The 24,899-nt window shown below is 60.6% G+C and carries 23 protein-coding genes and 6 pseudogenes; 15 read left to right on the plus strand and 14 right to left on the minus strand.

The window, feature by feature from the left end; genetic code table 11:
• Positions 1 to 56 precede the first annotated feature (56 nt).
• Positions 57 to 1,055, plus strand: a complete 999-nt coding sequence (locus tag NXT3_RS25085; protein ID WP_104840895.1) for an MBL fold metallo-hydrolase — start codon at positions 57 to 59, stop codon at positions 1,053 to 1,055.
• A 213-nt stretch (positions 1,056 to 1,268) separates the two neighbouring features.
• Here NXT3_RS25085 and NXT3_RS25090 read toward each other — a convergent pair.
• A pseudogene (locus tag NXT3_RS25090) lies at positions 1,269 to 1,439 on the minus strand (ISNCY family transposase); the annotation flags it as partial.
• A gap of 216 nt (positions 1,440 to 1,655) precedes the next feature.
• Here NXT3_RS25090 and NXT3_RS33010 point away from each other — a divergent pair.
• A complete protein-coding gene (locus tag NXT3_RS33010; RefSeq protein WP_272939873.1) occupies positions 1,656 to 1,790 on the plus strand; it encodes a hypothetical protein in 135 nt (44 codons plus the stop codon).
• A 282-nt stretch (positions 1,791 to 2,072) separates the two neighbouring features.
• Here the strand turns inward: NXT3_RS33010 and NXT3_RS25095 are convergent, their stop codons facing one another.
• Positions 2,073 to 2,909, minus strand: coding sequence for a DpnII family type II restriction endonuclease (locus tag NXT3_RS25095; protein ID WP_104840896.1), 837 nt, complete (start codon positions 2,907 to 2,909; stop codon positions 2,073 to 2,075).
• Positions 2,909 to 4,015, minus strand: a complete 1,107-nt coding sequence (locus NXT3_RS25100; protein ID WP_234828242.1) for a DNA adenine methylase — start codon at positions 4,013 to 4,015, stop codon at positions 2,909 to 2,911. The genes NXT3_RS25095 and NXT3_RS25100 overlap by 1 nt, the downstream gene beginning before the upstream one ends.
• 190 nt (positions 4,016 to 4,205) lie before the next feature.
• On the opposite strand from NXT3_RS25100, the pseudogene NXT3_RS25105 reads away from it, so the two are divergent.
• The 5 genes and pseudogenes from NXT3_RS25105 to NXT3_RS25125 all read left to right on the plus strand — a co-directional run.
• Positions 4,206 to 4,283 (plus strand): annotated as a pseudogene (locus tag NXT3_RS25105) (conjugal transfer protein TrbF); the annotation flags it as partial.
• 16 nt (positions 4,284 to 4,299) lie between these two features.
• Positions 4,300 to 5,120, plus strand: a pseudogene (gene trbG / locus NXT3_RS25110) (P-type conjugative transfer protein TrbG).
• Positions 5,120 to 5,400, plus strand: a pseudogene (locus NXT3_RS32740) (conjugal transfer protein TrbH); the annotation flags it as partial. The pseudogenes trbG and NXT3_RS32740, both read left to right, overlap by 1 nt.
• Before the next feature lie 66 nt (positions 5,401 to 5,466).
• Positions 5,467 to 5,931, plus strand: a complete 465-nt coding sequence (locus NXT3_RS25120) for a transposase (RefSeq protein WP_104840897.1) — start codon at positions 5,467 to 5,469, stop codon at positions 5,929 to 5,931.
• A 243-nt stretch (positions 5,932 to 6,174) separates the two neighbouring features.
• The gene (locus NXT3_RS25125; protein ID WP_104840898.1) at positions 6,175 to 6,771 is read left to right on the plus strand and encodes a hypothetical protein; all 597 of its coding nucleotides are present in this window, start codon (positions 6,175 to 6,177) and stop codon (positions 6,769 to 6,771) included.
• Positions 6,772 to 7,135: 364 nt separating this feature from the next.
• On the opposite strand, the gene NXT3_RS25130 is transcribed toward NXT3_RS25125, so the two are convergent.
• Positions 7,136 to 7,426 (minus strand): hypothetical protein, encoded by a 291-nt coding sequence (locus tag NXT3_RS25130; protein WP_104840899.1) that lies wholly within the window; start codon positions 7,424 to 7,426, stop codon positions 7,136 to 7,138.
• 225 nt (positions 7,427 to 7,651) lie between these two features.
• Here NXT3_RS25130 and NXT3_RS25135 point away from each other — a divergent pair, with 225 nt between their 5' ends.
• The gene (locus NXT3_RS25135; RefSeq protein WP_158665423.1) at positions 7,652 to 7,864 is read left to right on the plus strand and encodes a hypothetical protein; all 213 of its coding nucleotides are present in this window, start codon (positions 7,652 to 7,654) and stop codon (positions 7,862 to 7,864) included.
• 93 nt (positions 7,865 to 7,957) lie between these two features.
• Here the strand turns inward: NXT3_RS25135 and NXT3_RS25140 are convergent, their stop codons facing one another.
• Positions 7,958 to 9,157 carry an IS256 family transposase gene (locus NXT3_RS25140; protein ID WP_104839657.1) on the minus strand — a complete coding sequence of 400 codons (1,200 nt, stop codon included), beginning with the start codon at positions 9,155 to 9,157 and terminating at the stop codon, positions 7,958 to 7,960.
• A 307-nt stretch (positions 9,158 to 9,464) separates the two neighbouring features.
• Between NXT3_RS25140 and NXT3_RS25145 the strand changes: the two genes are divergently transcribed.
• Complete coding sequence (locus tag NXT3_RS25145; RefSeq protein ID WP_104840901.1) at positions 9,465 to 10,106, plus strand: peroxiredoxin-like family protein; 642 nt, start codon at positions 9,465 to 9,467, stop codon at positions 10,104 to 10,106.
• A gap of 325 nt (positions 10,107 to 10,431) precedes the next feature.
• On the opposite strand, the pseudogene NXT3_RS25150 reads toward NXT3_RS25145, so the two are convergent.
• Positions 10,432 to 10,680: pseudogene (locus NXT3_RS25150) on the minus strand (hypothetical protein); the annotation flags it as partial.
• Positions 10,681 to 10,769: 89 nt separating this feature from the next.
• Here NXT3_RS25150 and NXT3_RS25155 point away from each other — a divergent pair.
• The 3 genes and pseudogenes from NXT3_RS25155 to NXT3_RS33175 form a co-directional block, all read left to right on the plus strand.
• The gene (locus tag NXT3_RS25155; RefSeq protein ID WP_097527312.1) at positions 10,770 to 11,141 is read left to right on the plus strand and encodes a DUF2188 domain-containing protein; all 372 of its coding nucleotides are present in this window, start codon (positions 10,770 to 10,772) and stop codon (positions 11,139 to 11,141) included.
• A gap of 44 nt (positions 11,142 to 11,185) precedes the next feature.
• The gene (locus NXT3_RS25160; RefSeq protein ID WP_234828243.1) at positions 11,186 to 11,479 is read left to right on the plus strand and encodes a hypothetical protein; all 294 of its coding nucleotides are present in this window, start codon (positions 11,186 to 11,188) and stop codon (positions 11,477 to 11,479) included.
• A gap of 17 nt (positions 11,480 to 11,496) precedes the next feature.
• Positions 11,497 to 11,680 (plus strand): annotated as a pseudogene (locus tag NXT3_RS33175) (YciI family protein); the annotation flags it as partial.
• On the opposite strand, the gene NXT3_RS32745 reads toward NXT3_RS33175, so the two are convergent.
• Positions 11,647 to 11,862, minus strand: coding sequence for a hypothetical protein (locus tag NXT3_RS32745; RefSeq protein WP_037424507.1), 216 nt, complete (start codon positions 11,860 to 11,862; stop codon positions 11,647 to 11,649). The pseudogene NXT3_RS33175 and the gene NXT3_RS32745 overlap by 34 nt on opposite strands.
• Positions 11,863 to 12,534: 672 nt before the next feature.
• Here NXT3_RS32745 and NXT3_RS25180 point away from each other — a divergent pair.
• From NXT3_RS25180 to NXT3_RS25190, 3 genes are all read left to right on the plus strand, one after another.
• Positions 12,535 to 12,723, plus strand: coding sequence for a hypothetical protein (locus NXT3_RS25180; RefSeq protein WP_158665424.1), 189 nt, complete (start codon positions 12,535 to 12,537; stop codon positions 12,721 to 12,723).
• A 13-nt stretch (positions 12,724 to 12,736) separates the two neighbouring features.
• Positions 12,737 to 13,057, plus strand: coding sequence for a hypothetical protein (locus tag NXT3_RS25185; RefSeq protein ID WP_104840903.1), 321 nt, complete (start codon positions 12,737 to 12,739; stop codon positions 13,055 to 13,057).
• A gap of 475 nt (positions 13,058 to 13,532) precedes the next feature.
• The gene (locus NXT3_RS25190; RefSeq protein WP_104840904.1) at positions 13,533 to 15,662 is read left to right on the plus strand and encodes a TonB-dependent receptor; all 2,130 of its coding nucleotides are present in this window, start codon (positions 13,533 to 13,535) and stop codon (positions 15,660 to 15,662) included.
• A 489-nt stretch (positions 15,663 to 16,151) separates the two neighbouring features.
• Here NXT3_RS25190 and NXT3_RS25195 read toward each other — a convergent pair whose 3' ends face one another.
• The 7 genes from NXT3_RS25195 to NXT3_RS25225 are packed head-to-tail and all read right to left on the minus strand — an operon-like array spanning position 16,152 to position 24,375.
• Positions 16,152 to 17,318: an ABC transporter substrate-binding protein gene (locus tag NXT3_RS25195; protein ID WP_104840905.1), complete on the minus strand. Its 1,167-nt coding sequence runs from the start codon at positions 17,316 to 17,318 to the stop codon at positions 16,152 to 16,154.
• Positions 17,315 to 18,544 (minus strand): MFS transporter, encoded by a 1,230-nt coding sequence (locus tag NXT3_RS25200; protein ID WP_104840906.1) that lies wholly within the window; start codon positions 18,542 to 18,544, stop codon positions 17,315 to 17,317. The genes NXT3_RS25195 and NXT3_RS25200 overlap by 4 nt, the downstream gene beginning before the upstream one ends.
• Complete coding sequence (locus tag NXT3_RS25205; protein ID WP_199773448.1) at positions 18,541 to 20,427, minus strand: IucA/IucC family protein; 1,887 nt, start codon at positions 20,425 to 20,427, stop codon at positions 18,541 to 18,543. Before NXT3_RS25205 ends, NXT3_RS25200 begins: the two co-directional genes overlap by 4 nt.
• On the minus strand, positions 20,427 to 21,566 hold the full coding sequence (locus NXT3_RS25210) for an NAD/NADP octopine/nopaline dehydrogenase family protein (RefSeq protein WP_097527307.1): 1,140 nt from the start codon (positions 21,564 to 21,566) through the stop codon (positions 20,427 to 20,429). Before NXT3_RS25210 ends, NXT3_RS25205 begins: the two co-directional genes overlap by 1 nt.
• On the minus strand, positions 21,563 to 22,573 hold the full coding sequence (locus NXT3_RS25215) for a PLP-dependent cysteine synthase family protein (protein ID WP_104840908.1): 1,011 nt from the start codon (positions 22,571 to 22,573) through the stop codon (positions 21,563 to 21,565). Before NXT3_RS25215 ends, NXT3_RS25210 begins: the two co-directional genes overlap by 4 nt.
• Positions 22,574 to 23,947, minus strand: coding sequence for a Y4yA family PLP-dependent enzyme (locus tag NXT3_RS25220; protein ID WP_097539967.1), 1,374 nt, complete (start codon positions 23,945 to 23,947; stop codon positions 22,574 to 22,576).
• Complete coding sequence (locus NXT3_RS25225) at positions 23,944 to 24,375, minus strand: ParB N-terminal domain-containing protein (RefSeq protein ID WP_104841399.1); 432 nt, start codon at positions 24,373 to 24,375, stop codon at positions 23,944 to 23,946. The genes NXT3_RS25220 and NXT3_RS25225 overlap by 4 nt, the downstream gene beginning before the upstream one ends.
• Between the last annotated feature and the right edge of the window lie 524 nt (positions 24,376 to 24,899).

The following is a 24,899-nucleotide window of genomic DNA, read 5'->3' on the forward strand; positions in this document are numbered from 1 at the left end:
GCGTTGTACATCCGCGCTTGCACTGCAAACACGCTTTTGCAACTGGGAGGAGTGAAATGGGTAGTGGACGTTTCGAGATCGATCGCCGCAATATACTGTTGGCAGGAGGATCTGCTTTTGGTGGAGCCGTGTTAGGTGCGACCGGCATAATGCCTCCCGCCGAGGCGAGCTCTGTTCCCGCGGCACAAGGTCCGGACTTCTATCGATTTGCGATTGGGGACGCTCAGGTAACCGTCGTATCAGACGGCCCACTTCCGCTCGGCGATCCGACACAAAGCTTCCTCGGCGTCCCTGCCGACGAGATACGATCGATGCTAACCCACAGCTTCTTGCCAATAAACCAAGTCGTTCTCGCTCAGAACGCACCCGTCGTGAACATCTCTGGCAAGCTTATCCTGTTCGACACAGGGATGGGATCGCTCAAGCAATTTGGCCCGACAACTGGCCGCCTCAAATCTTGCCTGGCCGCCGCGAACATCGCACTAGAAGATATTGACGCTGTTGTCTGTTCGCATGCTCATTGGGACCACGTCGGCGGAATCTGGGGCGACGATGGAAAACCAACGTTTCCAAACGCCCAAGTTTACATCAGTCAAACCGATTACGAATTCTGGACCGACGAGAAAAAACTTGGAGGCGAGCTCGACGGTCTTGTTAAAGCGGCGATCCACAACCTCAAACCCGTGCGAGATCGCATCGTTTTTTTCAATGACGAACGAGAGTTTCTTCCGGGTATTCACGCCATTAGCGCTCCCGGCCACACACTAGGCCATAGTTGCTTTATAATAGAATCGGCAGGGAAAACAATGTGCTATGGCGGCGACCTCACTCATCATCCCGTGCTACTTTTCGAGAAGCCTTTGATGGAATTCGCCTTTGATACCGATCCCAAACTGTCGGCTCAGTCCCGTGTGCGCATTCTGAAAATGTTGGCCTCCAACAGAATTCCCTTCATGTCCTATCACTTCCCATGGCCGGGCTACGGCCATGTTGGCATAGCGGGAGAGGGTTTTGAGTATTTTCCTGAGCAACTTCATCTTAGCCTTTTGGAATGAGGCGATACAGAAAGGCGCGAGCGCCAGTGCCTTCTCGCTACGCTTCCACCGGACAGCCGGCCGAACGAAATTATCACAGCTCAAGATCGACTTTTTCCCTGTATTTCAGTCGCTTATCGATGTCAAAGCTGATTAGAGATGCGGGGCCGCCAGCTAGTTAGAAATGCTACACTCAGCATCTCCGCTGGCGCTGGCGGGTGAGGGGCACCGTTGGGCTTTAGATCCCGGCGTCGGCCGCTGGACCTCGCGCTCTATGATATAGGCCAGCACATCGGAAAGCCGCTTGTTCTCGGTGATCGCCGCATGGGTCACCCGCTGGTCCTTGTCGAACACGCGGTAGGGCAGCGAATGCCCCATCCAGCGCATGCGGATACCGGAACAATACTCCCCCGAATGTGCCGTCTAAATCTTCCCCATATGTGTAACGGCCCGGTTAGCAAGGTGTCTTACTGCGCGAATCCCCGTCTGGCGGTGCAGTCATATGTCCGGCCTAGTTAGCGCGGCCATGACCGCTGGCCACGATGTGATCCGCGATGCCGATTGACCAACTGAACTTTCATCCAGCGGCGATTAGAGTCCGGCCTATTGAAGGACGGACGCATGAAGAAGGAGCAGATCATTGCGGTGCTGAAGGAGCAGGAGGTTGGCGCGAAGGTGGCGCACTGGGGAAGCGGTCTGATCGGCATCGGGATTTCGCCCATTGGTTCATCACGCATTCGGCACCTTGCCGCTTGATCCGGCGACAACATGCCGGAACCTCCTGTTTCTATGCCCGGGTAAAATTTCGTCGCCGGCATCTCGTAGGTACCGCCCTTGACGAGAAGCGCCCAGATTGTTCAGCAAGCTTTTCCAGGGCGACGGCGGCGACCTTGTAAGGTTTCGCGCCATCAGCGAGACGATCCAAGAGGGAAGCGCCACTGTCACGAAACTGTAATGGCGATTGCAATACCGTCACCTACCGGATTGCGGACTTGCAGGCAGTCCTGCTCCCATCAAGCACGGGGGATTAAGGAGCCGTTACAACCCAATGATCGTTTTGAGGTCTTTCAGATCCTGCAGAAGTTCATCACGCATTTTTGTCGTGTAAATCCGTGTAATCTTTCCCTGATTTTGCCGATCAACGATCTTCTTCAGATCTGACAATCGGTTTTTCCAAGTCATTCCATCGGTGACGAAAAGCAGGTAGGTATCGCGCCGCATGGCGTCGATAATAGCATCGAGGTCGCCGATGATGTCGGTCATCTTTGAGCCGGTCGCGCCATATCCCTTTACTTCTATTACGATACGAGGTCGATTTCTATCCGGTACAGCGACATCGCATTTCGCTGTCTTGTTGTCAGCGCCATTGAACGTGCAGCGGGTCTCATAGTTGTCCCCGAACACTTCTTTCACCATCGCCTCTGCGAAATCTTCGAGGCCACGTCCGCGCCTCTGCCCCTGGATGGCAGAGCCACGGCCGGATCGGAGGCGTTCGACAAGAATGTCGCTCCAAACCGGCTCGTAGTTGATGGTGGTTGCCATGGCCTCGCGAAGCTGAAGGCTTTCCAGCGCCGTGACGAACGCGCCCCGGTCGGACTTGTAGCGCTTAACGCCGATCCCGCCCTTTCCTAGAATACGCGTCAGTTCTGCTTCCATGCTGTCTTTCGACAGAGCAAGAAACAGCCGGCAGCACAGCAAGCCTCTTTCGAAATCCTCGTCCAGAAGTGCTTCTATGTCTGCGCGGCCGTATGCTTGCTTCTTCGGCAGTTCCGTCAAAGCCGCGATGGCTTCGGCGGCTTTGTCGTCCATCCAATCGACAGCAAGCGGACTGAGGCTTTCCACGACTTGATCAAGAGTTTGATCCTTCGACTGCATCACTGCCCCACGATCAAGTATTCAGTGACCGAGGCGCGTTGGACATTGTTGTGGGTGCCGAAATGGTAGCGATGCGGCTTTTCGAAAACTGCCACGGTTTTTTTATGTTTGCCCATTAATTCCACCAGCTGCTGAAGATCCGGGAAGCCGTTCGAGCTGTAGGAAAGGGCGATTTTGCTTCTTGAGAAACGGGCGAACATGCGGTCAAAGGCTTCGACCGCCTCTCTTCGATAGCTGAATGGCGTGTACCGCTTGGCTATTTTCTTGACTTTGGTGTTCTCGTCGATCGGCAGTCCCTGCCAGTAGCAGGAGAGCCCTTCCAAGAAGTGATACCGCTTCGTGTAGCAATTATCGTCCGACCTCGGCACATACGGAGGGTCAAGATACACAAGATCAACCCTCTCGTTAGGTAGCTGGAAAATGTCCGAGCGAAGCGCCCGGTTCTTGCGGCCGTTGTCGAAAACAGCAGCGTTGTACACTTCGATCTGCTCGAGAAAGTGCTCTTCAATGGAGAGCCGGAGATCGCGGCGCCCATCATCGTAATGCGACAGGTCGCCAGAAATAGTAAAGACACCTCGTGGCTGGCGCTTTAGGCAAGACCGGAACAATGCGGCAAAAGCCAGCGCCTGTTCATACGGGTCCTGCAGCTGGCGGATGTTTCCTGAAACCCTGTCGAGAAACTTCAGGTCTTCCTGCTTATAGAAGACGCCGTTGAAATTCTTTTCTATGAAATTATGGGCCGGCGGCGTGCCGTCAATCAATTGCCGGATCGCCTTTCCATCGAGATGAACCTTGTTATTCGCGATCGTGGCACGCGCGACGAGGCTCGAAAAGTTCATGAAGTCCGAAGCGACAATGCGCCGATCCATGGACTTGAAAAGATAACCGACGCATCCAGTCCCAGAAAACGGATCAAGTACGCTGTCAAAGTCTATCGTATTTAATGTTTCGAAAATCCAAGGCAGCAGCCGTGACTTGGAGCCCATGTAACGCAGATCAGGGTAACGCGTCGCGCGGGCAGGAATCGTCGGTTGCGGTTCGACGGGGGCAGGTGCTCGAAGCGGCACGACGTTGGACGCCATTTTCACTTTGAGCATTCCGTTCATTATTGATCGACCTCGTTGATAGGATCTCCGGCTGCGAATCGCCCAGTCGGTCGGAGCAAATCACGTGTAGCGGATCTGAGGCGCTCGATCAAAGGAATCGTAATGCTGTCACGCTGTTGAATGCGGCCCTGAATCAACCTTGGGGGCTGGCCGCAGACGGCGGAGATTGCCGTGGCGACGAAGAAGGGCTCCCGTCTTCGAGGGCGTCATCCGCCTTAACCCGATCGGTCTTTATCTTAGGGATTTCGACTGGACTGCACAGCTTTGAAAGGCATGGCCACCACATGAATAGGACCATACGCACTGGCCACGCCAGACTTATCCTGACCTTGGCATGCGCCTTGATCGCTGCAGGCGCTTTCACATCAATTGCGCGGGGTGACGATGTCTCCGCCAACGAGAGAAAGGGCATCAACATCTCGGGTGATTGGCGCGGGGCCCGCGGCCTGGTCACCCTGGGCGACGACGGCAAGGTGGTCTTTCTCTACGGCGAGGTGCAGCCCTCTGTCGTCTGCTCGCCGCTGCAGGTTTGCGACAGTGCGGGACGTGCTGGTCGGCGATACGGTCCGCTGGAAAGTCGAGCCGGCGACGTCGGGTGCGGCCGGAGGACAGGCGATCCATCTGATCGTCAAACCATGCGAGCCGGGACTGGTCACCTCGATGGTCGTGACGACGTCGCGGCGCACGTATCATATTCAGCTCAAATCCCATCCGACCCAATATATGGCGCGCGTCGGCTTCGAGTACCCTGAGGACGTGTCGGCCAAGCTTGCCGACATCAATGCCAGACTCGAGGCTAGCACCATTCCTGGCGCCAATGTGCCGGCCGAGCAACTGAGCTTTCCTACTCCGTCTCCGGTCGAGCCGGATGGCGGCCCACACGGGTCTATAGCGACGGCCAGAAGACCTACATCCAGTTCCCGCGCCGGACTTCCGGCCAGAACGCACCGGTTCTGTTCGTCGTTTCCGGCGGCCAGAACCGGATCGTCAATTACCGCATGAAGAATGACATGATGATCGTCGACTACAACGTCGACAGAGCAGTTCTGGTCTCCGGCTCGACTGGAAGCAGGAGAAGGTGACGATCAAGTGGGGAGGGCGGTGATGAGCACTTTTCGCCTGCACCCGATCCGCCGGCTCGCAACCGCCGGCCTCATTGCCGCCTTCCTTTCCGGATGCCAGACCGCCGGAACCGACGGCCTCATTGCCAGCGACGCGCCGCCCGAGATTTCCGGACCGGCGGCAAGCGCGATCGCCGGCGATATGGTTTCAGTCGTGTGGCCGAGCAGTTCGGGCCGGGCTAGGCGACGGTGGCCCTCAAGCCCAATGCCTCTCCTTTCGAATTGGCGCTAGATGCGGTGCTCAAAGGCTGGGGTTATGCCGTCTGATGGTCCTCTTGACTTTCCGCCGCAAGCAGTCGGAAAACAGGCAATAACAAATGGGGAACTGGAATGTCTGACGAGAGTAACACCGGAGCGATGACGGCGGCGGTTGAAACGACTGCCGAAGCAAACCCACGCGTGACTAAAAAGCCGCGGTCGCCGCAGCGCAGGAAGGCGGCTGCGGAGCCGGCTCAAGACAAATCGAAGGCGTCGGCGGCCAAGTCCCGGAGGTATGGCGCTCAAGAAAGAGCCGAGAAGCTTAAGCTCATCGAAACCGAGATCAGTGAAGGCAAGAGCACCCTTAAGGACGCCATCAAGAGCGCCGGTATATCGGAGCAAACCTACTATCAGTGGAAACGGGCCGCAGAGCCCGTGGAGCAAAAGACTGTGCAGGGCACCACGTCTGCTCCGGACGGCGATGAATTTGCGGACCTCGTTCAACTCGAACAGGAGAACCAAAGGCTCCGCAAACTGCTGGCCGAGAAGCTGCGTTCGGAAAACGCCGATTTGCGCAAGAAGCTGGGGCTGGATTGAGCAGGATCTGAAACTAGTCGACCCGGTCTCAGCGGCCGACGGACCGGCGGTGCCTGACGCGGACAGTCGCTTGGGTGGGCACCGTTGGGGCGCCTACGGGAGAGGCGAGCCTGCGAAGACGGCGCAATTAGGCTTGCCTTTTGCCGCGCCTAGCGGTTGAAGCGCGCCCCGAGGAACTGTATCGGCAGGAAGTAGCGACCCTGAACGGCGTTCGGCGTTTAAATATCCTTGGGAACGATTTATATGAAAATGCCGCAGCGCAGCTTCGTTGTCGAATTCAAATCGGGAAGACGGCGGTCGACAGCGCGGCCAGACTCGATCTGGGGCGACACGGATTTCAAGGCTTTAGCCCGCGAGGTTGAACAGAAGGCGCCACATCTGTTCAATTCTGAGGAAGCGCCAGGAGAGCCCAGCTCCAGAGCAGCGGCCGATGCGATCGATGCAGTCTCCGCCAGCGAGCATGTCGGCGAAAAAAGAGTCGCTCGAGAGGCGTCAGTGTCGTCCACTGGATCAGGGTTTGAGCTCCCGATTCAGCCTGAGGCTGAGCGTCAGGCGGTAAAGGCAGGTGGTCAAGGGCAGGGCGGCAACCCCCTCCCGCCTCGGGCGCTACGGAGCACCGCCCGTCAGTCCGCCAGGCGTATCCCCGTTCGGAAGAAGAGCGCGAAGGATACGAAAGACGATGCGCGAGCCCAAAGCGCAGCGATCGAACATCCCATCTCGCTCGACGAGCTTGCTGCTCTCGAGGCAGAAAACAAGCGACTGAAGAGCCTACTGGCCGAACAGCTTCGCGTCCAGAACGTTCAACTCAAGACGATGCTTGCCCGGTTTAGCGCTGCATAGCGGCAAACAGGCGAGGTAGCAGGACTTCCGAAGCGCCTTTCCGGCGGTTCGAGGTCGGTGGGCTGTTGGCCTTGCTGGCTTGTGGAAAAAGCCAGACGCTCTGACGCAGCGCTTGCATTCGCGATCACAAGGTCCAATGTGAACTTGCCTCGTGAAGTCGAACGCTCGGGCGCATAAAGCCTCTCCTGCCGCAACTGGCGGAGAGGCATTTCCCTGCCGTCGTTCCCATTGACAAATCTTAGCTTTGTGTTCGCCAAACATAAAATGAACACATGCGAACCTTCGCCATACGGTTGAAGAACGTTGAAACCTCTCAAATGTGCTGTATGCGGAGCACTCGTCCAGTGCCGAGGCTCGGGGCCGGTCATTCTTCCCCATCGAATTCAATCTTCAACGTCCTGATCACATCGGCTGCATCGATAAGGGCATCACGAATCTCTTCCAAAGACAGACCGCTCGCTCGCTCGGACGCCACCCTCAGATCGATCAGCACGTCCCTCGAACGGTGACTGCCGGCAATGCCGCTCCGTTCGCGCATGTCGCGGATTGTGTCGATCGAGCGGTCAAGAAGCCGGCTGATCTCGTGGACCGTCAATTTGTCGGTCTCGTTTGCGGCGCGGATCAATTCGGAGATGAATTCGGTCGTGTTGGTCATGGGTCTTCCAGTGCACATTGCGGAGCGTTCGAATCATCAGCCGAGCAGTTTGGGTATTGTCATTTGCTCTGTTTCGTCGGTGTCTGACCATCGCCGAATGCGCCGGATAGAGCCCTTCCGTCAATCGGAGCGTCACAATTTCCGAGGCATCGCGGCTGAAGGTATAGAGCGACAGTCCGGCTGAGATCACCTTGTTTTTCGCGCTGCATGAAGGTTACGCTCGCCATGGAGACAGTGTTGTCGCATTGTGTCGAACATGACAATGTCGACGTTGAATCGAAAGCCGATCTGTTTGGCAGGATGCGGGATATTTCGTTCTCCTACCCACGAAGTCATCTCACCGGAGCCCTCAGCGTGGCCGCGCTGTTGAGCAAGCCCGTCGACGAGAAGAAGCTGGGGGCTGGAGCTATCCTCGCGATTCGCGATGCCCGCCCCTGAGAAGCCGCTCATTCCTCTCCAGAGGATCATGTCCCAGGGAGTGGTGTAGGTGGCGGCTTTGGTCGCCGCGTTCTCCGGCATGGGCCGGGATGATCAGCGCGCCACGGCTGGCAGGCTGATGAGCGGATCATCGCTCATCTGGCTGATGGTTTCTAGCGTCATGTATCTGGCGCGTTGGACAGCCCATTCGTCGTTCTGCTCGAGCAGGATCGCGCCGACGAGGCGGACGATGGCGTCATCATTGGGGAAGATGCCGACGACCTCGGTCCTGCGCTTGATTTCGCCGTTGAGGCGCTCGATCGGGTTGGTGCTGTGCAGCTTGGCGCGGTGCTCCTTCGGGAAGGTCATGTAGGCGAGAACGTCTTCTTCGGCATCATCCATGATGGCGGCGAGCTTGGGCACCTTCGGCCGGATCTGGTCGGCGACGGCGCGCCATTGGGCGCTTGCGGCTTCCGGCGTCTCCTGGGCGAAGGCGGTGGCGATGAAGGCGGAGACGACACGCCGACCGCTCTTGCCGGCGTGGGCAAGAACGTTGCGCATGAAGTGGACCCGGCAGCGCTGCCAGGTTGCGTTGAGCACCTTAGTGACGGCGACCTTCAGGCCTTCGTGGGCGTCGGAGACAACCAGCTTGACGCCTCTGAGGCCACGGCGGGTCAGCTTGCGTAGGAACTCCGTCCAGATCGGCTCGGCTTCGGAGGTGCCGACCTCCATGCCCAGCACCTCGCGGCGACCGTCGCTGTTGACACCAACGGCGATGATCACGGCAACGGAGACGATGCGGCCGCCGCGGCGGACCTTCAGGTAGGTGGCATCGATCCACAGATATGGCCAGTCGCCCTCGATCGGCCGCTCGAGGAAGGCCTTGACCTTGCCGTCGATCTCCTCGCACAGCCGGCTGACCTGGCTCTTGGAGATGCCGCTCATACCCATGGCCTTGACCAGATCGTCGACCGAGCGGGTCGAGATTCCCTGCACATAGGCCTCTTGAATGACCGCCGTCAGCGCCTTCTCGGCCATGCGCCGCGGCTCCAGGAAGCCCGGAAAGTAAGAGCCCTTCCTGAGCTTCGGAATGCGCAGCTCGACGGTTCCGGCGCGCGTCTCCCAATCCCGCTCGCGGTAGCCGTTGCGCTGGGCCGTCCGCAGCGGGTTCTTCTCGCCATAGCCGGCACCGGTGGCAGCGCCCACCTCCAGCTCCATCAGCCGCTCGGCGGCAAAGCCGATCATCTCGCGCAAAAGATCGGCGTCGGGGGACTTCTCCACGAGCGCACGCAGGTTCATCATGTTGTCGGTCATCGGTGGTTCCTTCGAATCAGGTTGGTGTCAGCAACCCGACCCTACCGAAGAACATCGATGACCACCGCTTCGCCGCCCGCTCACTACGGCGCTGTTGAGGGCGCGCTCGCGAGCGGCTTCGCTACCGCCGAGCTACACCACCTGTAGGGACACGACCCTCCAGAGCGCTCGGCGCTGCGCGCCGGCGGTATGCACCGTACAGTGGCAGGGCTGGAGATTAGCAATATCATGTGAATTTCCCGCATGATCCGTGTGTCGTGATATGATGGAGTGCCTTTCTTGACCGGTTACGGCCGCGGAGGTTGTTATGTCCAAGAACAGTCCCGGCCGCCCGCTGCAGCCGGGCGACCCAGCCCCAAATGTTGTGCTCGATGCGATCTCGCGCGAAGGCAAGATCGCGCTCGATGACTTTCGTGGCCGTAGCCCCGTGCTGATCGGCTTGTTTCGCGGTCTGCATTGTCCGTTCTGCCGTCGCCATGTCGCGGCGATGGCACAGCTCAAGCCGGCGCTGCGTCAGAAAGGCGTCAAATGCCTCGCGGTCGTCAATACGCCCGTGGAGCGCGCACGAGTGTATTTTCATTACCATCCTGTGCCCGATCTTCTTGCTGCGTCCGACCCGGTAAGGGCCTCGCACCGAGCTTTCGGATTGCAGGAAGTCGAGGTGGACGACCTCACGGCAATAAGGTTCCATTTGCCCGGCGAGTTGCCGGAGCAGATGGACGTCATGGCCATGAATGCGTTTCTGAACAAGAAGGAAGGATATGAGATCACCGAGGCTGATCAGCAAATGATGGCCGGTCGGGCCCAGCTCGTGGGTCAGTTCCTGATCGATCGTGAGGGCATCGTACGCTGGAGCTTCATTGAAGTTCTGGAGCCCGGGCTCCACACCTTTGAGCCACCAAATCGCGAGGAATTGGTGTTGGCAGCCTCCGAAGTCGCACATCAATAAGCCCTGCCGATGCTATCCGCTGGTGCGGTCGGCACTGATCGTCTGAATGGAACCGTTTGCCGGCTCGGCGCATAAGTACAGGCGCAGGCCTTAGGTCGAAATGGCTGAGTCAAGATCGAGGTGGGCGACGAGGTCCGCTCGTTGCAAGGTGATCTGGATCGACCAAGACGGGGTGCCGCGCGTCCGCAGGGCAGCAAGGGGTCGAGAATTCGCCTCCATCATCGTCGTGGATGGAGAGCGGGCTGAATGACAGTAATGCGCGCGAGAAGCCGTATTTGCCATAGCTCCTAGATTTCGACGCTGTTCTGACCGACCACAGCTCTCGTCATCTTCGCAGCATTGCGAAGCAGGTTAGTCCCCGACCCTTCGAGCTCTTGCCTTCCCAGGATGAGGGCATCGAGGTGCGATTAAGATTAGCCGAGGGCATCGGCATCCAGCACTTCAATTCCGGCTCCGCGTATCCGATGATGCGGCCGGGCGAGAAATCAGAGGCGCGCCAGCCTTCTGCACCGAACTGGTCGCCATTTGACCAAGAGGTAAGGTCAACTCCTGCCGTGGCCGGGGTATTTGATCGCCAAATGGCTCCTACCACTGCCCTAATAAGACTGCTCGGAACTAAGATCGATATCGGATGTTTCTGCTTTATCTAACGGGAGCAGCGCCATGCCAAAGGTGCAGTATGAGATAGTAGAGCATGACGGGGCTTGGGCGTACAAAGTTGACGATGTCTTCTCTGAGACCTTTCCCACCCACGCCGATGCACTTGCCGCCGCCGAAATTGCTGCGCGACACCATGAGCTTCCCGGTTCGACGGAGAACATTGAATTCCAAGACTCCGCCGGTCGCTGGCATGAACAAGTCGCGTCCGGTTTCGATCGCCCGCTTACCGAAGTCGTCGATACACCGGACGTTCGGCACGCGGCAGAACGCCGGATTCGAGAGCATCGGAGCATATTTGGCACTGCTTTGCTGCTCGCTGGTACTGCCTTCGCGATAGGCTATCTCCTTCGTCTTACCCAACGCGGTCGACTCTAGAGCCGCTCGCCTCGCCGCCTATGCCCGTCGCTGCTGTGGGCGGAATGACGGAAGTTGAACCGAGCAAGCTCTTCGCGGGCACGATCGAGAGGAAAGGCAGGCCGAAGGCGAAGGTCCGCGCGGCCGAAATCTTCTGCCTGTTCCGCGACTGGCTCGCCGGACAGATCCGCGAGCTTGGTGCCGTTGAGCGGGCGGAGATGCTGGCGCTGCATCTTCTGGCCTGGTCGCAGGGGGTTGGCGGTGATGACGACAGCCTTCAAGGACGAGGCATTCATCCGCAACGAGGTGGCCAGGATCGAACGCTGGCTGGCCTCCCTGCCGGACCTCGCGCAACCTAAATGATCAAGGAGCACCGATGTTCGTCACTTTCCTGAGATTTGTAGATAACCGCAGCGCCGCACCGGAATTCATGGCGGTGCATAACGACTGGATCGCGCGAGGCTTCACCGATGGCGTGTTCCTCTGCGTCGGCTCGCTCCAGCCCGCCGTCGGCGGCGATTATCGCTCATGCGGAAAGTCGCGACGATGCGCGCTTATCACGTTCTCGACGCTCTGGATTCGTGATCGGCGAGGCGTTGATGAGCTTTGCGGCGAGCGCTTCAGCTTCGTCAGACTTGCGTGACAAAGCGCGCCTTTGCAGCTCGTCCTTGAAGGCCCTTCCGATCTTCTCGAATTCGTCAGGCCCAATTGGATCGAAGCTCAAGGTTTGCGCTGAATTCATCGTTTCCCCCCTTTCCTCCGCCGTGCGACGGAAGAGCCTTGTGCGTTTCCTGTTTCGAAAGGCTGTGCTGAAAATCTATCGAATGAGAGCCGTCGTTACGGCCGGGCCATTCGTATCGGTCCACTCCAGTGCCGCAATGGCGGAGCCGAATAGCACGGCCGGGATAGCTAGAGCTCCCATGAGCCTGAGCATTTGGAGCCGACGTGTGCGCTTTCCATCCCAGTCGTAAGCCATTGCTACGCCCCTGCTACTCGGAAACAGTACCGCCAAGATAGAACCAGAGAACCACTTTCTGGTCGAGTCAATTTTCAAGTATTACTTTTGAACAAATTTGATGCTCAGTGTTTATACTACGTGTCCAAAGTGCGTCGGTGGGAAAAGCCGAAAGTAGAGGAGCCAGCAACTGATGCTGACGATCGCGCTTGCTTGGCGTGATCCCTAAGGACGAGGTGGCCTGGCGCATTATAAGGCGATACCGCTCGCTCTCGCGCCAAACCTGCGCCAACAAGGATGGGTCGCCACGATCGTCAAAGTGGGGATGGTGGTAAGCAGGGCGTCGTATATTTCAGGTGAGAGCCGGGAGCCATTCACCGTCGATCGCTCACATGCCCGCTCGGCCTGGCGCTGGTGACGGCCGAGGCGATCCGCAGCGCCTCTTGGATGCCGGCACAGGTGCCGCTCTTGGTTGCGATCCGCTTTCTGGAGGATGGCACGGCCAACTCGATCCTGAAGGCGCAACTCACGGAGCTTCGCGCTCGCAATGCGCTCGCGGCGGCCCTGCTTAGCGGCCACAGTTTCGCCTCCGATCCGCGCTGCATGTTCATCTGGCTGCGGCTGCCGGCACCCTGGGGGCTCGGATGATTTCACCGCGACCTTGAACGCCCAAGGCGCCGCCGTCATGCCGGCGAGCGCCTTCGCCTGCGACCGGCAGCCGGTCGAGCACGCGGTCCGCATCAACTTCGCCTGCGCCTCGTCGCGTGACGAACTGGCGAGGGCGCCTCGCATCGTCGTCTCGACGCTCGCCGACCGGCCGCGGGCGCTGATCGGGCACGCACGAGGCCGGAGCGAACCGGGCGCGGGAGGTGGAGGAAGCGTCACCCGCGTGGACCGGGTGACGGCAGATGGGGTCCGGGAACTCGAGCCGAAGCTGCCGCCGAACTATCAGGGCGGCCTCTGGTTCCTGACGCCTATGTAATTTCGAGCCCGAGCGGTTTGTCCGGCTGCTGGCGCGCGCTATTCTTGCCCGCGACGGCCGCTTCGTGCAAGGCGACGCGCGGGATCTGCAGGTCTCTCCGATCAACCTCACGATCGTTCAGGGCGGGCTCGGGACGCCTTCGCTGTGAACATCGTCGGTCACCTACTCTCGAGAACCGAGCGTCGCTCGAGGCGCATACGCTGGGCGCCGACCAATGCGCTCGCCTTCGGAGGACGTGCTTAATACAGCCTGAGCAACAGGCTCGTCGTTGAAGGTCGCATAGTGGATCAACGGGAACGTCATACCAAGCGGCGTCTGAGCAAGAAATTCAGCTTTGGACGGTTTTTCATCCCGCTTCTGGCATATATCTTGACAAATATAGTCATGTTAATTAGCACCCCCTCGAACCAACGGCATCCAGCTCCTTCCGGGGCGACCCAAATGTTTTTGGTCAATGTGTTACAGGGGGCTTTGAATGGAATTGCGTGTTGGACTGCTGACCGTTTTGCTGGCGACAGTGAGTCGCGCCGCCTTGGCGCAAGATGCGACGGCGCTGGAGCGCCTCGAAGTGAAGGCGGGGGCCACGACCTCAACGATCGGCACTTTGCCAGAAGACTATGCTGGGGAGCAGGTCGCACGCGGCGGCCGCGTCGGATTGCTTGGCAACCGGGATTTCATGGACACGCCGTTCAACATCACCAGCTACACGGCGGGGACGATTGAAAACCAGGGCGCGAAGACCGTGGCCGATGTCCTGGCCAACGACTCCTCGGTGAGAAGCACGCACGCATCGGGCGGCATGTTGGATTCCTTCTATATCAGGGGCTTCCCACTAAACGAGGGGAACTTCGGCGAAGTCGCCTTCGATGGCGTGTACGGTGTTGCCCCGACCTACCGCCTGTTTACGGATTATATCGAACGGGTCGAGGTCCTGAAGGGACCGACGGCACTCCTCTATGGAGTCTCGCCGAACAGCAGCGTCGGCGGCACCATCAACATCGTGCCAAAGCGCGCGTCCGATGTCGACCTGACCCGAGTGACGACCGACTATGCTTCCGATGTGTACGGCGGCGGCCATTTGGACGTCAGCCGCCGGTTCGGCGACCAGCGGGAGTTCGGCGTTCGCTTCAACGGCAGCTATCATGGCGGCGACACAGCGATCGACAACCAGTCTCTTGACGTCGCGGTCGGCGCCCTCGCACTCGATTACGAAGGCGAAAACCTCAGGGCGACATTGGACATCATCGGTCAGCGGCAGGACATCGACGCTCCGCTGCGGCCATTCATCCTCGAAGGCAGCTTTGAAGTCCCCGACGCGCCGGACGGCAGGTCTAACGTCCAGGAACCGTGGGAATGGGCGAAGACGGACGATCTATCCTGGCTGGGCCGCGTCGAATATGACGTGAGCGACGCCGTCACCGTGTTCGCAGCCGTCGGCGGTGGAAATTCGCGCGTCGAGCGGCTCTTCGGCACGCCGAGAATTACCAGCGCCGCCGGTGACGTCAGAGTCATGCCGGAAAATTTCATTTTCGATGTCGACCGGCTGACTGCCGAAACGGGCGTACGCGGCGAGTTCGAGACGACCGCTATCAACCACTCGGTCACATTCCAGGTCAGCGGTCTTCAGCAGCGCCTTGCTCGCGGCTCCAACTCGGGAACGTTTCAGCCCACCAATCTCTTCAATCCCCTTCCGCGGCCCGAGCAGGATGTGCCGCAACCGACACATGTGCCAAGGCTCTCGGAAAACGTCTTCTACGGTTTCGCGCTTTCCGACACGATGTCGATGCTCGACGAGCGCTTGCAATTAACCGTAGGTGGACGCTGGCAGCACATCGACACTGAAAATTACAACACCACGACCGGTGTGGTTTCCTCGTCTTCCGATGAGAGTGCATTGACGCCGCTCGCGGGCATTGTCGTTAAGCCGTGGGAGAATGTCGCGTTTTACGCCAATTACGTCGAGGGCCTGAGCGTCGGCGACACCGCGCCAACTGGGTCCAGCAACGTAGGCGAAACCCTTGCACCCTACCGATCCAGGCAGTACGAAATCGGCACCAAAGTCGACCTTGGCCGGGTTGCGGTGACCGTCAGCGCTTTCCAGATCGAGAAGCCCTTCGGCGTCGTCCGCGACAACGTCTTCGTCGAAGGCGGCGAGCAGCGCAACCGCGGCGTGGAGTTGAACGTGTTCGGCGAGGTGACCCCCGAGATCCGAGTGCTCGGTGGCGTGACCTTCATTCATGGCGAGATCACAAAAACGAGTGTCGACACCGAGCGAGGCAATACCCCGATCGGCGTTCCTTCGCTGCAGGTCAACCTGGGCGCGGAGTGGGATACGCCCCTCTTGCCCGGCCTGACGCTCGCCGGCAATGTCATCCACACGGACGAGCAATTTGCCGACAGGGCAAACAGCATGGAAATCCCCTCCTGGACGCGGCTTGACCTCGGCGCGCGCTACCTGACCGAGATCAACGAGAGGCCGGTCACCTTCCGTGCCGACGTCGAGAACGTCTTCGACCTCGACTACTGGTCCGGCGTTGCAAGCTTCGGGACGATATCGCAAGGTACGCCGCTGACCGTGAAGGTGTCGATGACGACCGATTTCTGATGTGGCGGCGACGAGCCTCCGTCGATGGAGTGTCGAGCCTGCACATTTTTGGATGCGTAAAGCAAAAGCTCCGGTGGGAACACCGGAGCATTTTGATCTTGGAGGAAACTCGGTCTGGTGGGCGGCGCGTGGGTATCGCGTATCCGCGGGGCGCTCGCGGCCCCCTGTCCGTCCTGCCTGGCATCTCCCCACAAGCGAGTAGACCGCCAAACCGGAATGCACCGCTACCGGCTTCCGGCTGGACTAAACCGATAGTGATTTCAGCACTTAAGTCCTTGCAGTCGGGCAATGCCCTGTCTCTAGATTAAGACTAGCCGATCTCCCCTCCTGGGCCCACAAGGGGGAGATGCCCGGCAGCGCCGAGAGGGTATCACGCCCTTTCCGGAAGAGCGTCGCCCTCCGATCAAATCCGCAATGGTAACAACCGAACGGAAATGGCCCCGAGTTGGTCGGGGCGTCGCCATCAGGACAACCGCTCCACCGGATCGTTCAATCCGCGCTGCCCACCAGGCTTACGGTATAGCCCGGCTTGTAAGAGATGGGCAGGAAGCGGCGGTGATATTCCGCAAATGTCGCGTCCGGATCGAGATCGGTAAAGAGGTCGGGATGGAACCACTTCGCGAACTGCTGGACAGCAATGAACTCATAGGGGCTGTTATAGAACTGGTGCCAGATGCCGTGGAAGTTGCGCGTTTTCTGCGCGGCGATCCCGGTATAGGCATCGCGGGTCGTGAACCACTCAAGCTTCCTGTGCGTCTCCTGTGGATCGGCGCCGGGGCCAAGTGGGATCCAGTGGCCGCCGGGCACATAGGCCTGCCAGTCGGCGCTGGTGACGACCACATGCTCGGGGTTGGCGACGATCACCTGCTCCGGGTTGAGCTGACCAAAGGTGGTGGGGAGAATGTCGCTGCCGATATTGTGGCCGCCGGCAAGCTCGACATACTTGCCGAAGTTTTCCGCGCCGAAGGAAAGGCAGCAATCGTCGGCATAACCGCCGATCCGCTCGATAAAGACCTTGGGACGTCGCGGTTTCACCCGGTCGATGACGTCGGTGACGCGCGCCATGGCCTGGTGGCGAAATTCGATAATCTCCTCCGCACGAGCCTCGCGCCCCATGATTTTTCCGAGGAGCCGGATGGTCGGTTCCGTGTTCTTGAGCGGAAAGTGGCGGAAGTCGATATAAAGGACGGGGATATTCAGCTCTGCCAGCTTCTCGATATATTTCGCGTCCTCGTTGGCGCGCATGGCCTCGAGATTGAGAAGGACGACGTCAGGCTTTTGGACAATGGTCGACTCGATGTCGAGCAGCCCATTCTCCTGCCCGGGGAAGGCCGGCAGCTTGGCGAGCTTGGGAAAGGCCTCTAGATATTGTGCGTAGGTCGCCGGATCGGCCTCGATCAAGTCGTTGCGCCAGGCGACGATGCGGGCGAGCGGATCTTGTGGCTCGAGCGAGGCGATCAGATAGAGCTGTCGCCCCTCGCCAAGGAGGATGCGCTTGACCGGTTCATTTACCGTCACCTCGCGGCCGGCAATGTCGGTGACGGTGATCGGCGTTTGCCTGTCCGCCGCGGCCGGCTTCTGCACAAGGGCCGCGGCCGGAACCCACAGGGCCAGAACGGCGATCACGGCTTGGAGCGCCGAATAAATTCTCCTCACGATATTTCTCCTTTACTGAAGAGCCGGCGCGATTTGAGCCACAGGGCGAGCGCCATCAAGAAAGACAGGCCGTAAAGGCTTGCAACGAGCGGGAATGCCACTTCAAGCCCAAAGCACTGGGTTGCGACGACGCCGGTGATGATCCCAACAACTGAAGCACCCTGCTGGCAGGTTTGCGCGAGCCCGAGGACCGATCCCTGCCGCTCACTGCGCGTCGCAGTCGAAACGAGTGACAGAAGAACTGGCGTCGTTCCCCCCAGAAGCGCGCCCCAGGCAAGATAGAGCGCAGCGAAAAGGCCCATATCGCGGGTCGATCCGGCAAGGCCGGTGACCACGAGGCAGCCGGCGGCGATCAGCACGCTCCACCCGAGTACTAAGGTCGGCGCTCGTCCTTCGAACATCCGCGCCCACACCGGGGCGCCGACCACAAAGCCAAATGCAAGTAGCCCGTAGCTCAACCCCGTGATCCAATGCTGGGCGCCATAGACCTCCGACATGTAGAGAGCGAACGGCACCTGCAGGACCATCCGGCTCGCGAGCAGCAGTCCCATGAGCACGAGAAGCCCGGTGACCGATATGCCGGTCGCTGGTGCGGGAAAAACCTTCCTCGCCCTGGCCGGGCCCGTGCCGCCGGCTCCTTGTGGCGGAACCGGCAGGCTTGCCCAGGCGACAGCGGCGCAGAGCGCGCAGATCACGCCGGCGGTGAGATTGACGGCGGCGAAAGGCAAGGCATCGAGGATGAGGCCGCCGAGGAAGGCGCCGCCGAGGGAGCCGACATTGGTTGCCACCTGGAGCCAGGCGAAGAGGCCAGCGCGATCGCGTCCGCCGGTCACCTGCACGCCATAGGCCTGAGCAGGGGCGATATACCCGGCGCAGGCCCCTTGCAGAAAGCGCAGCGCCAGAATGGTCCAGACGTCCTGGGCAAAGGCGACAAGCAGTTGCGTGATCGCCAGGCCCGCAAGGGCCCGCACCATCATCAACCGATTGCCGTAGCGATCGCCCATACGTCCCCAAAAGGCGCTCGTCAGCGAGACGCCGAGCATGGGGCAGACATAGATGCCGATTCCGGAAAGCGCGAACGCGCTCTCGGACGGGCTCAACGCCATGATCTGGATCGGCCAGAAGGGACCGCTCATTTCCATGGCGCCCATGGAAATGAACTGCAGGCCAAAGAGAAGCGCGAAGACCGGTCCGAAGCCGCGCAGGACGGCGACTGTCCCGGTCATTTCGCGCTCACCAGCGGATTTGGCAAGTGATGTTCGACCCGGTAATCGCGATAGCGCTCCAGATGCATCCGCAGCACCGAGCGCGTCGGCCAGGGCCGTTCGAGGAAAGCGTCGCGCTCCTCGATCCAGAACGCATCCGACAGCATGCGGGGCTTCAGCGCCTCGAACGCCGCTTCCGTCTCTTCCCGTAGGATGCGCCACAGGGTGTCGCCGACAAGCGAATACTGCTCAGTGAGGCAAAGGGCGATCTCGTGAAGATGGCAGACGAAGCACGCGTCGATGACGAAGGATCTGACGAGACTGATGTCGTCGTCGAACGTGGTCGGCAAAATGCCCTTGCGGCTGAACGGCTTCAGATCGTAACCGCGCTCCCTGAAGAGCGGCGCGAAACTGCGGCCGTCGCCGAAGTCGCGGATCAACAGCTTCCGCGGCATGCCGCGATCGTCGAAAATGATCGTGCTGTTCTGCTGATGTGCCTCGAAGGCAATGCCGTAGAGAAGATACATCGCGAGTGTCGGGCGGACGACCGTGCGCGCATAGGCGCGGAAGAACGCCGCGACGGCCGCCTCGCTCGCGCTGCGGTTCCTGGCAATGAGCTCGCAAATGAGCGGCCGGCCGTCGAGCGGACTTGCCGTCAGCAGGGCTGCGACGGTCACCGGCAGCATGCCGTCTTCGCGGGTCAAGGGATCGGTGTTGCGGTAGACCACCGAAAGGAAGCGGCCGGGATGCTCGTCGCCGGTCTCGGGATGGTGCAGGATCGCGCCCAGCTCCTCGGTGAAGATCTCCAACTCGCGCCCCAGATCATCCTCTTTCGACAGGATGTCGGAAATCAACGTGCTGAGGCGCGGCCCCATATGGATCGATTTCCCCTGCAGCGTGCGCTGTTCGCTCGTCATCCAAATCGCCACCGGCAGTTTGACAAAGGGTCTCGGCGCCGCGGTCTCCGGCAGCATCGTGCGGAACGACATCGACGGCAGCGTGACGACCTCGGGGCCCTCCGGGTCGAGCACGCCGTGCTCGATCTCGGCCGCGAATTCGCGGCGCACGAAATTCTCGAGATGCCAGCCATGGACGGGGAGGGGAATCCAGTCCTCGGGCGATTTGCCGCGCGCCCTCAGGTCCTCCGCCCAATCGCGCCAGAGGTCCGGGAAGTTCCCTGCAAACCATTCTGAATAGCTGCCGACATGCGGCATCTTCTCGACATAGGCCCAGTCGTTTCGGAGCGCCGCGATTACGAGGGGCACCCGCGCGCCGAATTCGGGCGATAACGCCGCAACGTCCTCCGGCGCCAGGCCCGGCTTTGCCTTCCAGGTCGGGTAGAAGGGATGGCCCTCAAGCGCGCCCCATTGGTCAAGGGTAATCGCCGCCAGATGCGTCGGCAGGCTTTCCTGGAGATAGGCGAGGAAGCCGGGCGCGCCGGCTTCGGCGATCTGCCGGCGTAACGTCGCACTCCAGCTTTCGCGGGTGCGGCGGGCGAGAATGTCGTTCTGCATACTGTTGTCGACGTCGCACATCAGATGCTCGAGTCCATCGGGAGCAGGCGTAATTGCGAGGGAGGGTTCGACCTCCCTCATCAGGGCCGATGGACCGTCAATTTTCCGGCGACCACCGATACCGTCCAGCACCTCGACCTTTCCGCGGTTCTGCAGCGTTCCGGCCGGTGCCAGGTGCAGGTCGGTGAAATGCAGCACGCGCCGTGAGGCCCAGAGGGGAAACCAGGCCTGGCGGCCGTCGCGCGCCCACATCAGCGCGTCGGGATCGAGCAGGCGTTCGGCGAAGAGGCAGCGCACCAGCCGATTGATCGCGTTTCGCGATGCCTTCGACAAAAGCGCGCGTCCGTCACTCGCAACGGCATCTGCCGCGAAAAAAGTTCTCTCGTCCATCATTGAGCCTCCGGCCAATCTGTCGGAACATAGTCCGGCGCGCCCGCGGCCAATTGGCCGTGGTAATCGCGCGCCCAGTTGTAGGTCTTGGCGATCGTCGGCGCGGCAACGCCGAGCCGTGCCGCCATCGACACGAGCAGCGCCTGCCCGAAGGCAATGTCCTCGTGAAAGGCGCGGCTTTCGCGATCGATGACGAGACCCGGGCCATCAGGATTGGGGACGAGCGGCGCGTGGATTCCCGCATAGGCGCGGTTGGTGCGCAGGAGCGAGTACATGGTGCTGTCGTCCTCGATCTGCTCGCCATAGGCCTCGATCAGCTCCTGTCGAAGCGGCTTCACCGAGCTGAGGTCGATGCCGAGGCGTGCCTCGCTCGCCCGCCGGATCGCCTGGTTTTCCGCGTCCAGTGCCTCGAGCAGCTCGGCACCCGCGAGGGGGCAGTCGCTCCACCAGCAGATCGGCTCGTCGAAGGGCCTGTCCTCGAACGGAGCCCCGGGCCCGATAAGGGCGTAGAGCACCGCCGGATGCATCAAGGGATTGCCGGGGGTCAGGGTGATCTCGAGATAATCCTCGAGCATGGTGACGGGCGCGTCATAGAGGCGATTGAGCATCGCCCCGAGCGCCGCGGCGCTTTCCGCGCTTTCGCGGCGATGCAGTGCGGCAAAGAGCTCGGCCTTGCCGCCGCCCATGCGTACCCGTTGCCCGGGGAGGAGATCGAAGGCCGTGTGCGGCACGTCCTTCATGCCCCAGATGACGACATTGTCGCGTCCCTCAAATGCCCGTGCCGCAAGCCAGTCGAAGCCGCAGAAACCGGGGATCGCCCCGGCATAGACGTTTCTGTCGCGCGGCAGGTGCGGCGCAATCTGCGATAGGAGTGCCGGCCGCGCCTGCGCCGGCTGGGTTATCATCACCATGTCGGCACCTTCGAGCGCCGTGCGGGGATCGGTGCCGACATGGTCCGGCCGGCCGGTCAGGATCTGATCGTCCGGCGTTTGCGCATGCCACGGCCCGTCACCGCCTGCCCAGGTTTCCGCGACTTCCGACGAATTCGTCAGCACGGAAACCTCGATGCCGGGGCGCTGCTTGAAGAGGACGGCATTCAAATGTCCAGTGCGGCCCGCACCGCAAATCGTCACCTTCATGCGGCACGCGCCCTTCCAGCGAGCCAGCCGTCCATCTGGTCTGCGATGGCAGGGTCGAGCAGGCGGCGCTTGGCCATCCACTCGTCGTCGAAAATCGTGCCGAGATATTTCTCGCCGCCATCCGCCACCGTGGTCACGACCGTGCCGGTCAGCTTGCCTGCTACAATGAATTCAAGCGCCTTGTAGATGGCGCCGCCGGTCGAGCCGCCGACGAGCAGCCCCTTGCGCCGGGCGATGTAACGCGCCGTCTCGAAGGCTTGCGTGTCGGTCACCTGGACGCCCTCGTCGATGCACGAATAGTCGAGCACCTTGCCGACCTCGTCGCCTGCGGGGGTGCCGGTGCCCGATTGGAAGTAGGGATGTCCCGGCTTGCCGAAGACGATCGACCCGGCCGGCTCGACCGCGACCGTGCGCACGGCCGGATTGTGGCGCTTGAGGCGCTGCGAAATGCCGGTCATAGAGCCGCCGGTTCCGACGCAGCCGACAAAGGCGTCGATCCCGTCCGGGAGCTGCTCCAGCAACTCATCGACGAGGCCGGCATAGCCATCAGGATTTGCCGGGTTGTCGGACTGGTTCATGAACAACGCGCCGGGAAGCTGCGCGCCGAGTTGCGCGGCCAGCCGCTGGCGCTCGACGACGGCGACCTCGTCCTCGCGGAAGTCGCCTTCGACATAGCGGATCTCGGCGCCGAGCGCCCGCATCATGCGGATCTTGTCGGGCGCCGCATGGTGGTCCACCACGGCGATGAAACGCAGCCCGAATTCCAGCGCCGCCAGTGCCAGACCGGTACCAGTGTTTCCGGAAGAGGATTCGACGATCGTGCCCCCGGGGGCGAGGCGTCCGTCCTGAAGCGCCGCAACCACCATGCTGCGCGCCATGCGGTCCTTCATTGAACCGCCTGGATTGTTCTTCTCGATCTTCAGCACCAAAGTGGCGTTGCGCTCCGGTACGTCGATCGACATCAGCGGCGTCTGGCCGATCAATTGCGTTACGGTCGTGTGCAGCATCTAAACCTCTCCAATTGTGTCGGGTACGAGATTGGGCCGCCCTTCCGCGTCTTCGGTGACGCAGAAGCGGGCGGGCATGGGATGGCGATGGAACTCGTTTTCGAGGAGATCCATCTGATAGCCGGCGGTGTTGGCGTAGACGAGCAGGTCGCCTGCCTTTGGCGCGGTCGGGAAGGTCAGCCACCGGTTGCTGATGACGTCCTCGTCAAGGCAGCTATGGCCGGCCAGATAGGCGCGGACCGGCGCCGATTGAACGGCCGCCCTGGTGGCAGTCACGAGAATGGGGTCGATCAGGAACTCGGAGGCGAACCAGGTTTCGCAGGCGCTGAAGCTGCTGCCCTCGAGGAAGATGACATGCGTATCCGGACCCAGCGCCTTCACCCGCAAGATCCGGAAGACGCTGATGGCCGCCTGATCCGCCAGGGCGCGCCCGGGCTCCATCGCCAAGGTCAGCCCCTCGTGCTTGAGATAGCCGGCGACGCTCGGACTCTTGCTCATTTTTGCCTGCAACAGCTCGCGCAACCAGTCGGCCGCCGAAAGAGCGCCGCCATAGGGATAGAAGGAGCTAGGCACGGTCCCGGTGCGGTAGTCCTCGGGAGTCTGGGCCGCGAGATGCGCCTGGTATTTGGCCTCATCGACGTATTGGATGGGCAGGCCGCCGCCGATATCGATCATGCGCGGGGAGAATCCCATTTGCCTCGCTTTGGCGATGAGCCCGGTCGCTTCTTCCAACGCCGTGAGACGGGTCTCCCAGCGATAGCCGCTGAGATGGAAATGCAGCCCGTCGAAGCGCAACCTGCTCTCGCCCGTAAGTCGAGTGAGGCAATGAATGACGGCCTCGGCCGGCATGCCGAAGCGGCTCTTTTTCTGATCTCGCGGCTGCAGGCGCAACAGGATCGGCTGCGGTCCGGCATCTGCCGGCAGCAATGCGATCAGGTCCTCCAGTTCTTCCGGAGAATCGACCGAGATCAATGCCCTGCAATCGAGCAGGTCCTGATGAAACGCTTGCGTCTTCGCCGGCCCGGTCGCGACCACCCTTGCACCATCGGCCCCCAGCCGGCGCGCATCGCGCAGTTCGTAAAGGCTGGAGACGTCGAGCCCCGCGCGGGCTCTAAGCGCTGCCCGCATGAGCCCGGGCGATTTGTTGACCTTCGCACCGTAATAGATCGCATGCTCAACACGGCGCGCCGTCAGCACGCCATCGAGGGCGGCAAGATTCTCCTGCAACGCGTCCGGCCAGATCAGGTTCAGCGGCGAGCCGTAACGGTGAACCCACTCGAGAAGAAGAGCGCCGTGACGAGTGAGAAGGTCCGCAGCTGCCGATCGCAAAATCGGTGGAAGGCCAAATGCGGTTTCGTGGCATTGCAGCGTCATGACAGTGCCCCCGCGGCACGGGCCGGCACCATTTCGGACGAAGTGGGCCTGAACAAAAGCTGCAGCGGCACATCGCACCTGGGCAATCCCTCGGTGAAAATGTGCCGGGTCGTTTTATAGGGAAACTTGCGGCCGCTGCGGGCCATCGCGAAGATTTCCGCGGGAGTGATCGTTTCACCGGCGCGCCAACTCTCCAAGCGAACTGAATCGTAGTCGAGAAGGACCACAGGAACAGTGGTGAGCCTGAGGCGGTGCGCAACCGTCAACCGATGATGGCCGTCCATCACGAACAAGGCATTTTTCTCGGCTGTTATCGGCGCGGTCCATGAGCCCGCCTGCAGGATTTTGGCCTGCAGTATATCGACCCTGTCGAGACTCACCTCCTCTGTTGGAATCAATCGTGCTGGGGAGAGAAGGCAATATTTCATTCGTCCGGCCTCGCGCTCGCTCTTTTGCATCGCATAATCTTGAGTCAATGACTCAAGATATAGGTCGTCGCTATAGCCAGCTACGATTGTGTCGTCAATAGCGCCTTCAATGACCGATTGCTTGAAGTGGCCTGTAGGGGCGCAACAACGTTACTGTTTCTTCGAGTCGCGACTGCATTTCTGCCAAATTGGAAACAAGCCATGGGAAGGGTGTGATGCGAAAAGTTTTGCCGGTGTCGCAAAACATTTGTTGAACTCAGGTGGCGTCTGTGAGGCAGCACGTGATAGGACGAGCGCGATTTCACCGGCCGACTGTTCCGATCGAGTGAGTTTACGGCTCTGCGGCTCGATTCCCCTCAAGGCGAGGGATAGAAACTCCCACCGAAGCGGCGGCCGCATCTGCCAGCAGCCGATCGCTCGTGATGGGTGGACTGCCGCTGTTCGTCGCATCCGTGGGAACGAGCAAGGAGTGGGCAGCACGGGTCATAGCCCAGCGTTGAACGAATGGCTGCAGAAGGTGCAGG

Source organism: Sinorhizobium fredii, assembly GCF_002944405.1.
Classification (GTDB): domain Bacteria; phylum Pseudomonadota; class Alphaproteobacteria; order Rhizobiales; family Rhizobiaceae; genus Sinorhizobium; species Sinorhizobium fredii_C.

What these genes read in the sequence shown, in the direction of transcription:
- NXT3_RS25085 (WP_104840895.1), top strand. Translation starts at nt 57, where the DNA reads ATGGGTAGTGGACGTTTCGAGATCGATCGCCGCAATATACTGTTGGCA.
- NXT3_RS33010 (WP_272939873.1), top strand. Translation starts at nt 1,656, where the DNA reads ATGAAGAAGGAGCAGATCATTGCGGTGCTGAAGGAGCAGGAGGTTGGC.
- NXT3_RS25095 (WP_104840896.1), bottom strand. Translation starts at nt 2,909, where the DNA reads ATGCAGTCGAAGGATCAAACTCTTGATCAAGTCGTGGAAAGCCTCAGT.
- NXT3_RS25100 (WP_234828242.1), bottom strand. Translation starts at nt 4,015, where the DNA reads ATGAACGGAATGCTCAAAGTGAAAATGGCGTCCAACGTCGTGCCGCTT.
- NXT3_RS25120 (WP_104840897.1), top strand. Translation starts at nt 5,467, where the DNA reads ATGTCTGACGAGAGTAACACCGGAGCGATGACGGCGGCGGTTGAAACG.
- NXT3_RS25125 (WP_104840898.1), top strand. Translation starts at nt 6,175, where the DNA reads ATGAAAATGCCGCAGCGCAGCTTCGTTGTCGAATTCAAATCGGGAAGA.
- NXT3_RS25130 (WP_104840899.1), bottom strand. Translation starts at nt 7,426, where the DNA reads ATGACCAACACGACCGAATTCATCTCCGAATTGATCCGCGCCGCAAAC.
- NXT3_RS25135 (WP_158665423.1), top strand. Translation starts at nt 7,652, where the DNA reads ATGGAGACAGTGTTGTCGCATTGTGTCGAACATGACAATGTCGACGTT.
- NXT3_RS25140 (WP_104839657.1), bottom strand. Translation starts at nt 9,157, where the DNA reads ATGACCGACAACATGATGAACCTGCGTGCGCTCGTGGAGAAGTCCCCC.
- NXT3_RS25145 (WP_104840901.1), top strand. Translation starts at nt 9,465, where the DNA reads ATGTCCAAGAACAGTCCCGGCCGCCCGCTGCAGCCGGGCGACCCAGCC.
- NXT3_RS25155 (WP_097527312.1), top strand. Translation starts at nt 10,770, where the DNA reads ATGCCAAAGGTGCAGTATGAGATAGTAGAGCATGACGGGGCTTGGGCG.
- NXT3_RS25160 (WP_234828243.1), top strand. Translation starts at nt 11,186, where the DNA reads ATGACGGAAGTTGAACCGAGCAAGCTCTTCGCGGGCACGATCGAGAGG.
- NXT3_RS32745 (WP_037424507.1), bottom strand. Translation starts at nt 11,862, where the DNA reads ATGAATTCAGCGCAAACCTTGAGCTTCGATCCAATTGGGCCTGACGAA.
- NXT3_RS25190 (WP_104840904.1), top strand. Translation starts at nt 13,533, where the DNA reads ATGGAATTGCGTGTTGGACTGCTGACCGTTTTGCTGGCGACAGTGAGT.
- NXT3_RS25200 (WP_104840906.1), bottom strand. Translation starts at nt 18,544, where the DNA reads ATGACCGGGACAGTCGCCGTCCTGCGCGGCTTCGGACCGGTCTTCGCG.
- NXT3_RS25205 (WP_199773448.1), bottom strand. Translation starts at nt 20,427, where the DNA reads ATGGACGAGAGAACTTTTTTCGCGGCAGATGCCGTTGCGAGTGACGGA.
- NXT3_RS25210 (WP_097527307.1), bottom strand. Translation starts at nt 21,566, where the DNA reads ATGAAGGTGACGATTTGCGGTGCGGGCCGCACTGGACATTTGAATGCC.
- NXT3_RS25215 (WP_104840908.1), bottom strand. Translation starts at nt 22,573, where the DNA reads ATGCTGCACACGACCGTAACGCAATTGATCGGCCAGACGCCGCTGATG.
- NXT3_RS25220 (WP_097539967.1), bottom strand. Translation starts at nt 23,947, where the DNA reads ATGACGCTGCAATGCCACGAAACCGCATTTGGCCTTCCACCGATTTTG.
- NXT3_RS25225 (WP_104841399.1), bottom strand. Translation starts at nt 24,375, where the DNA reads ATGAAATATTGCCTTCTCTCCCCAGCACGATTGATTCCAACAGAGGAG.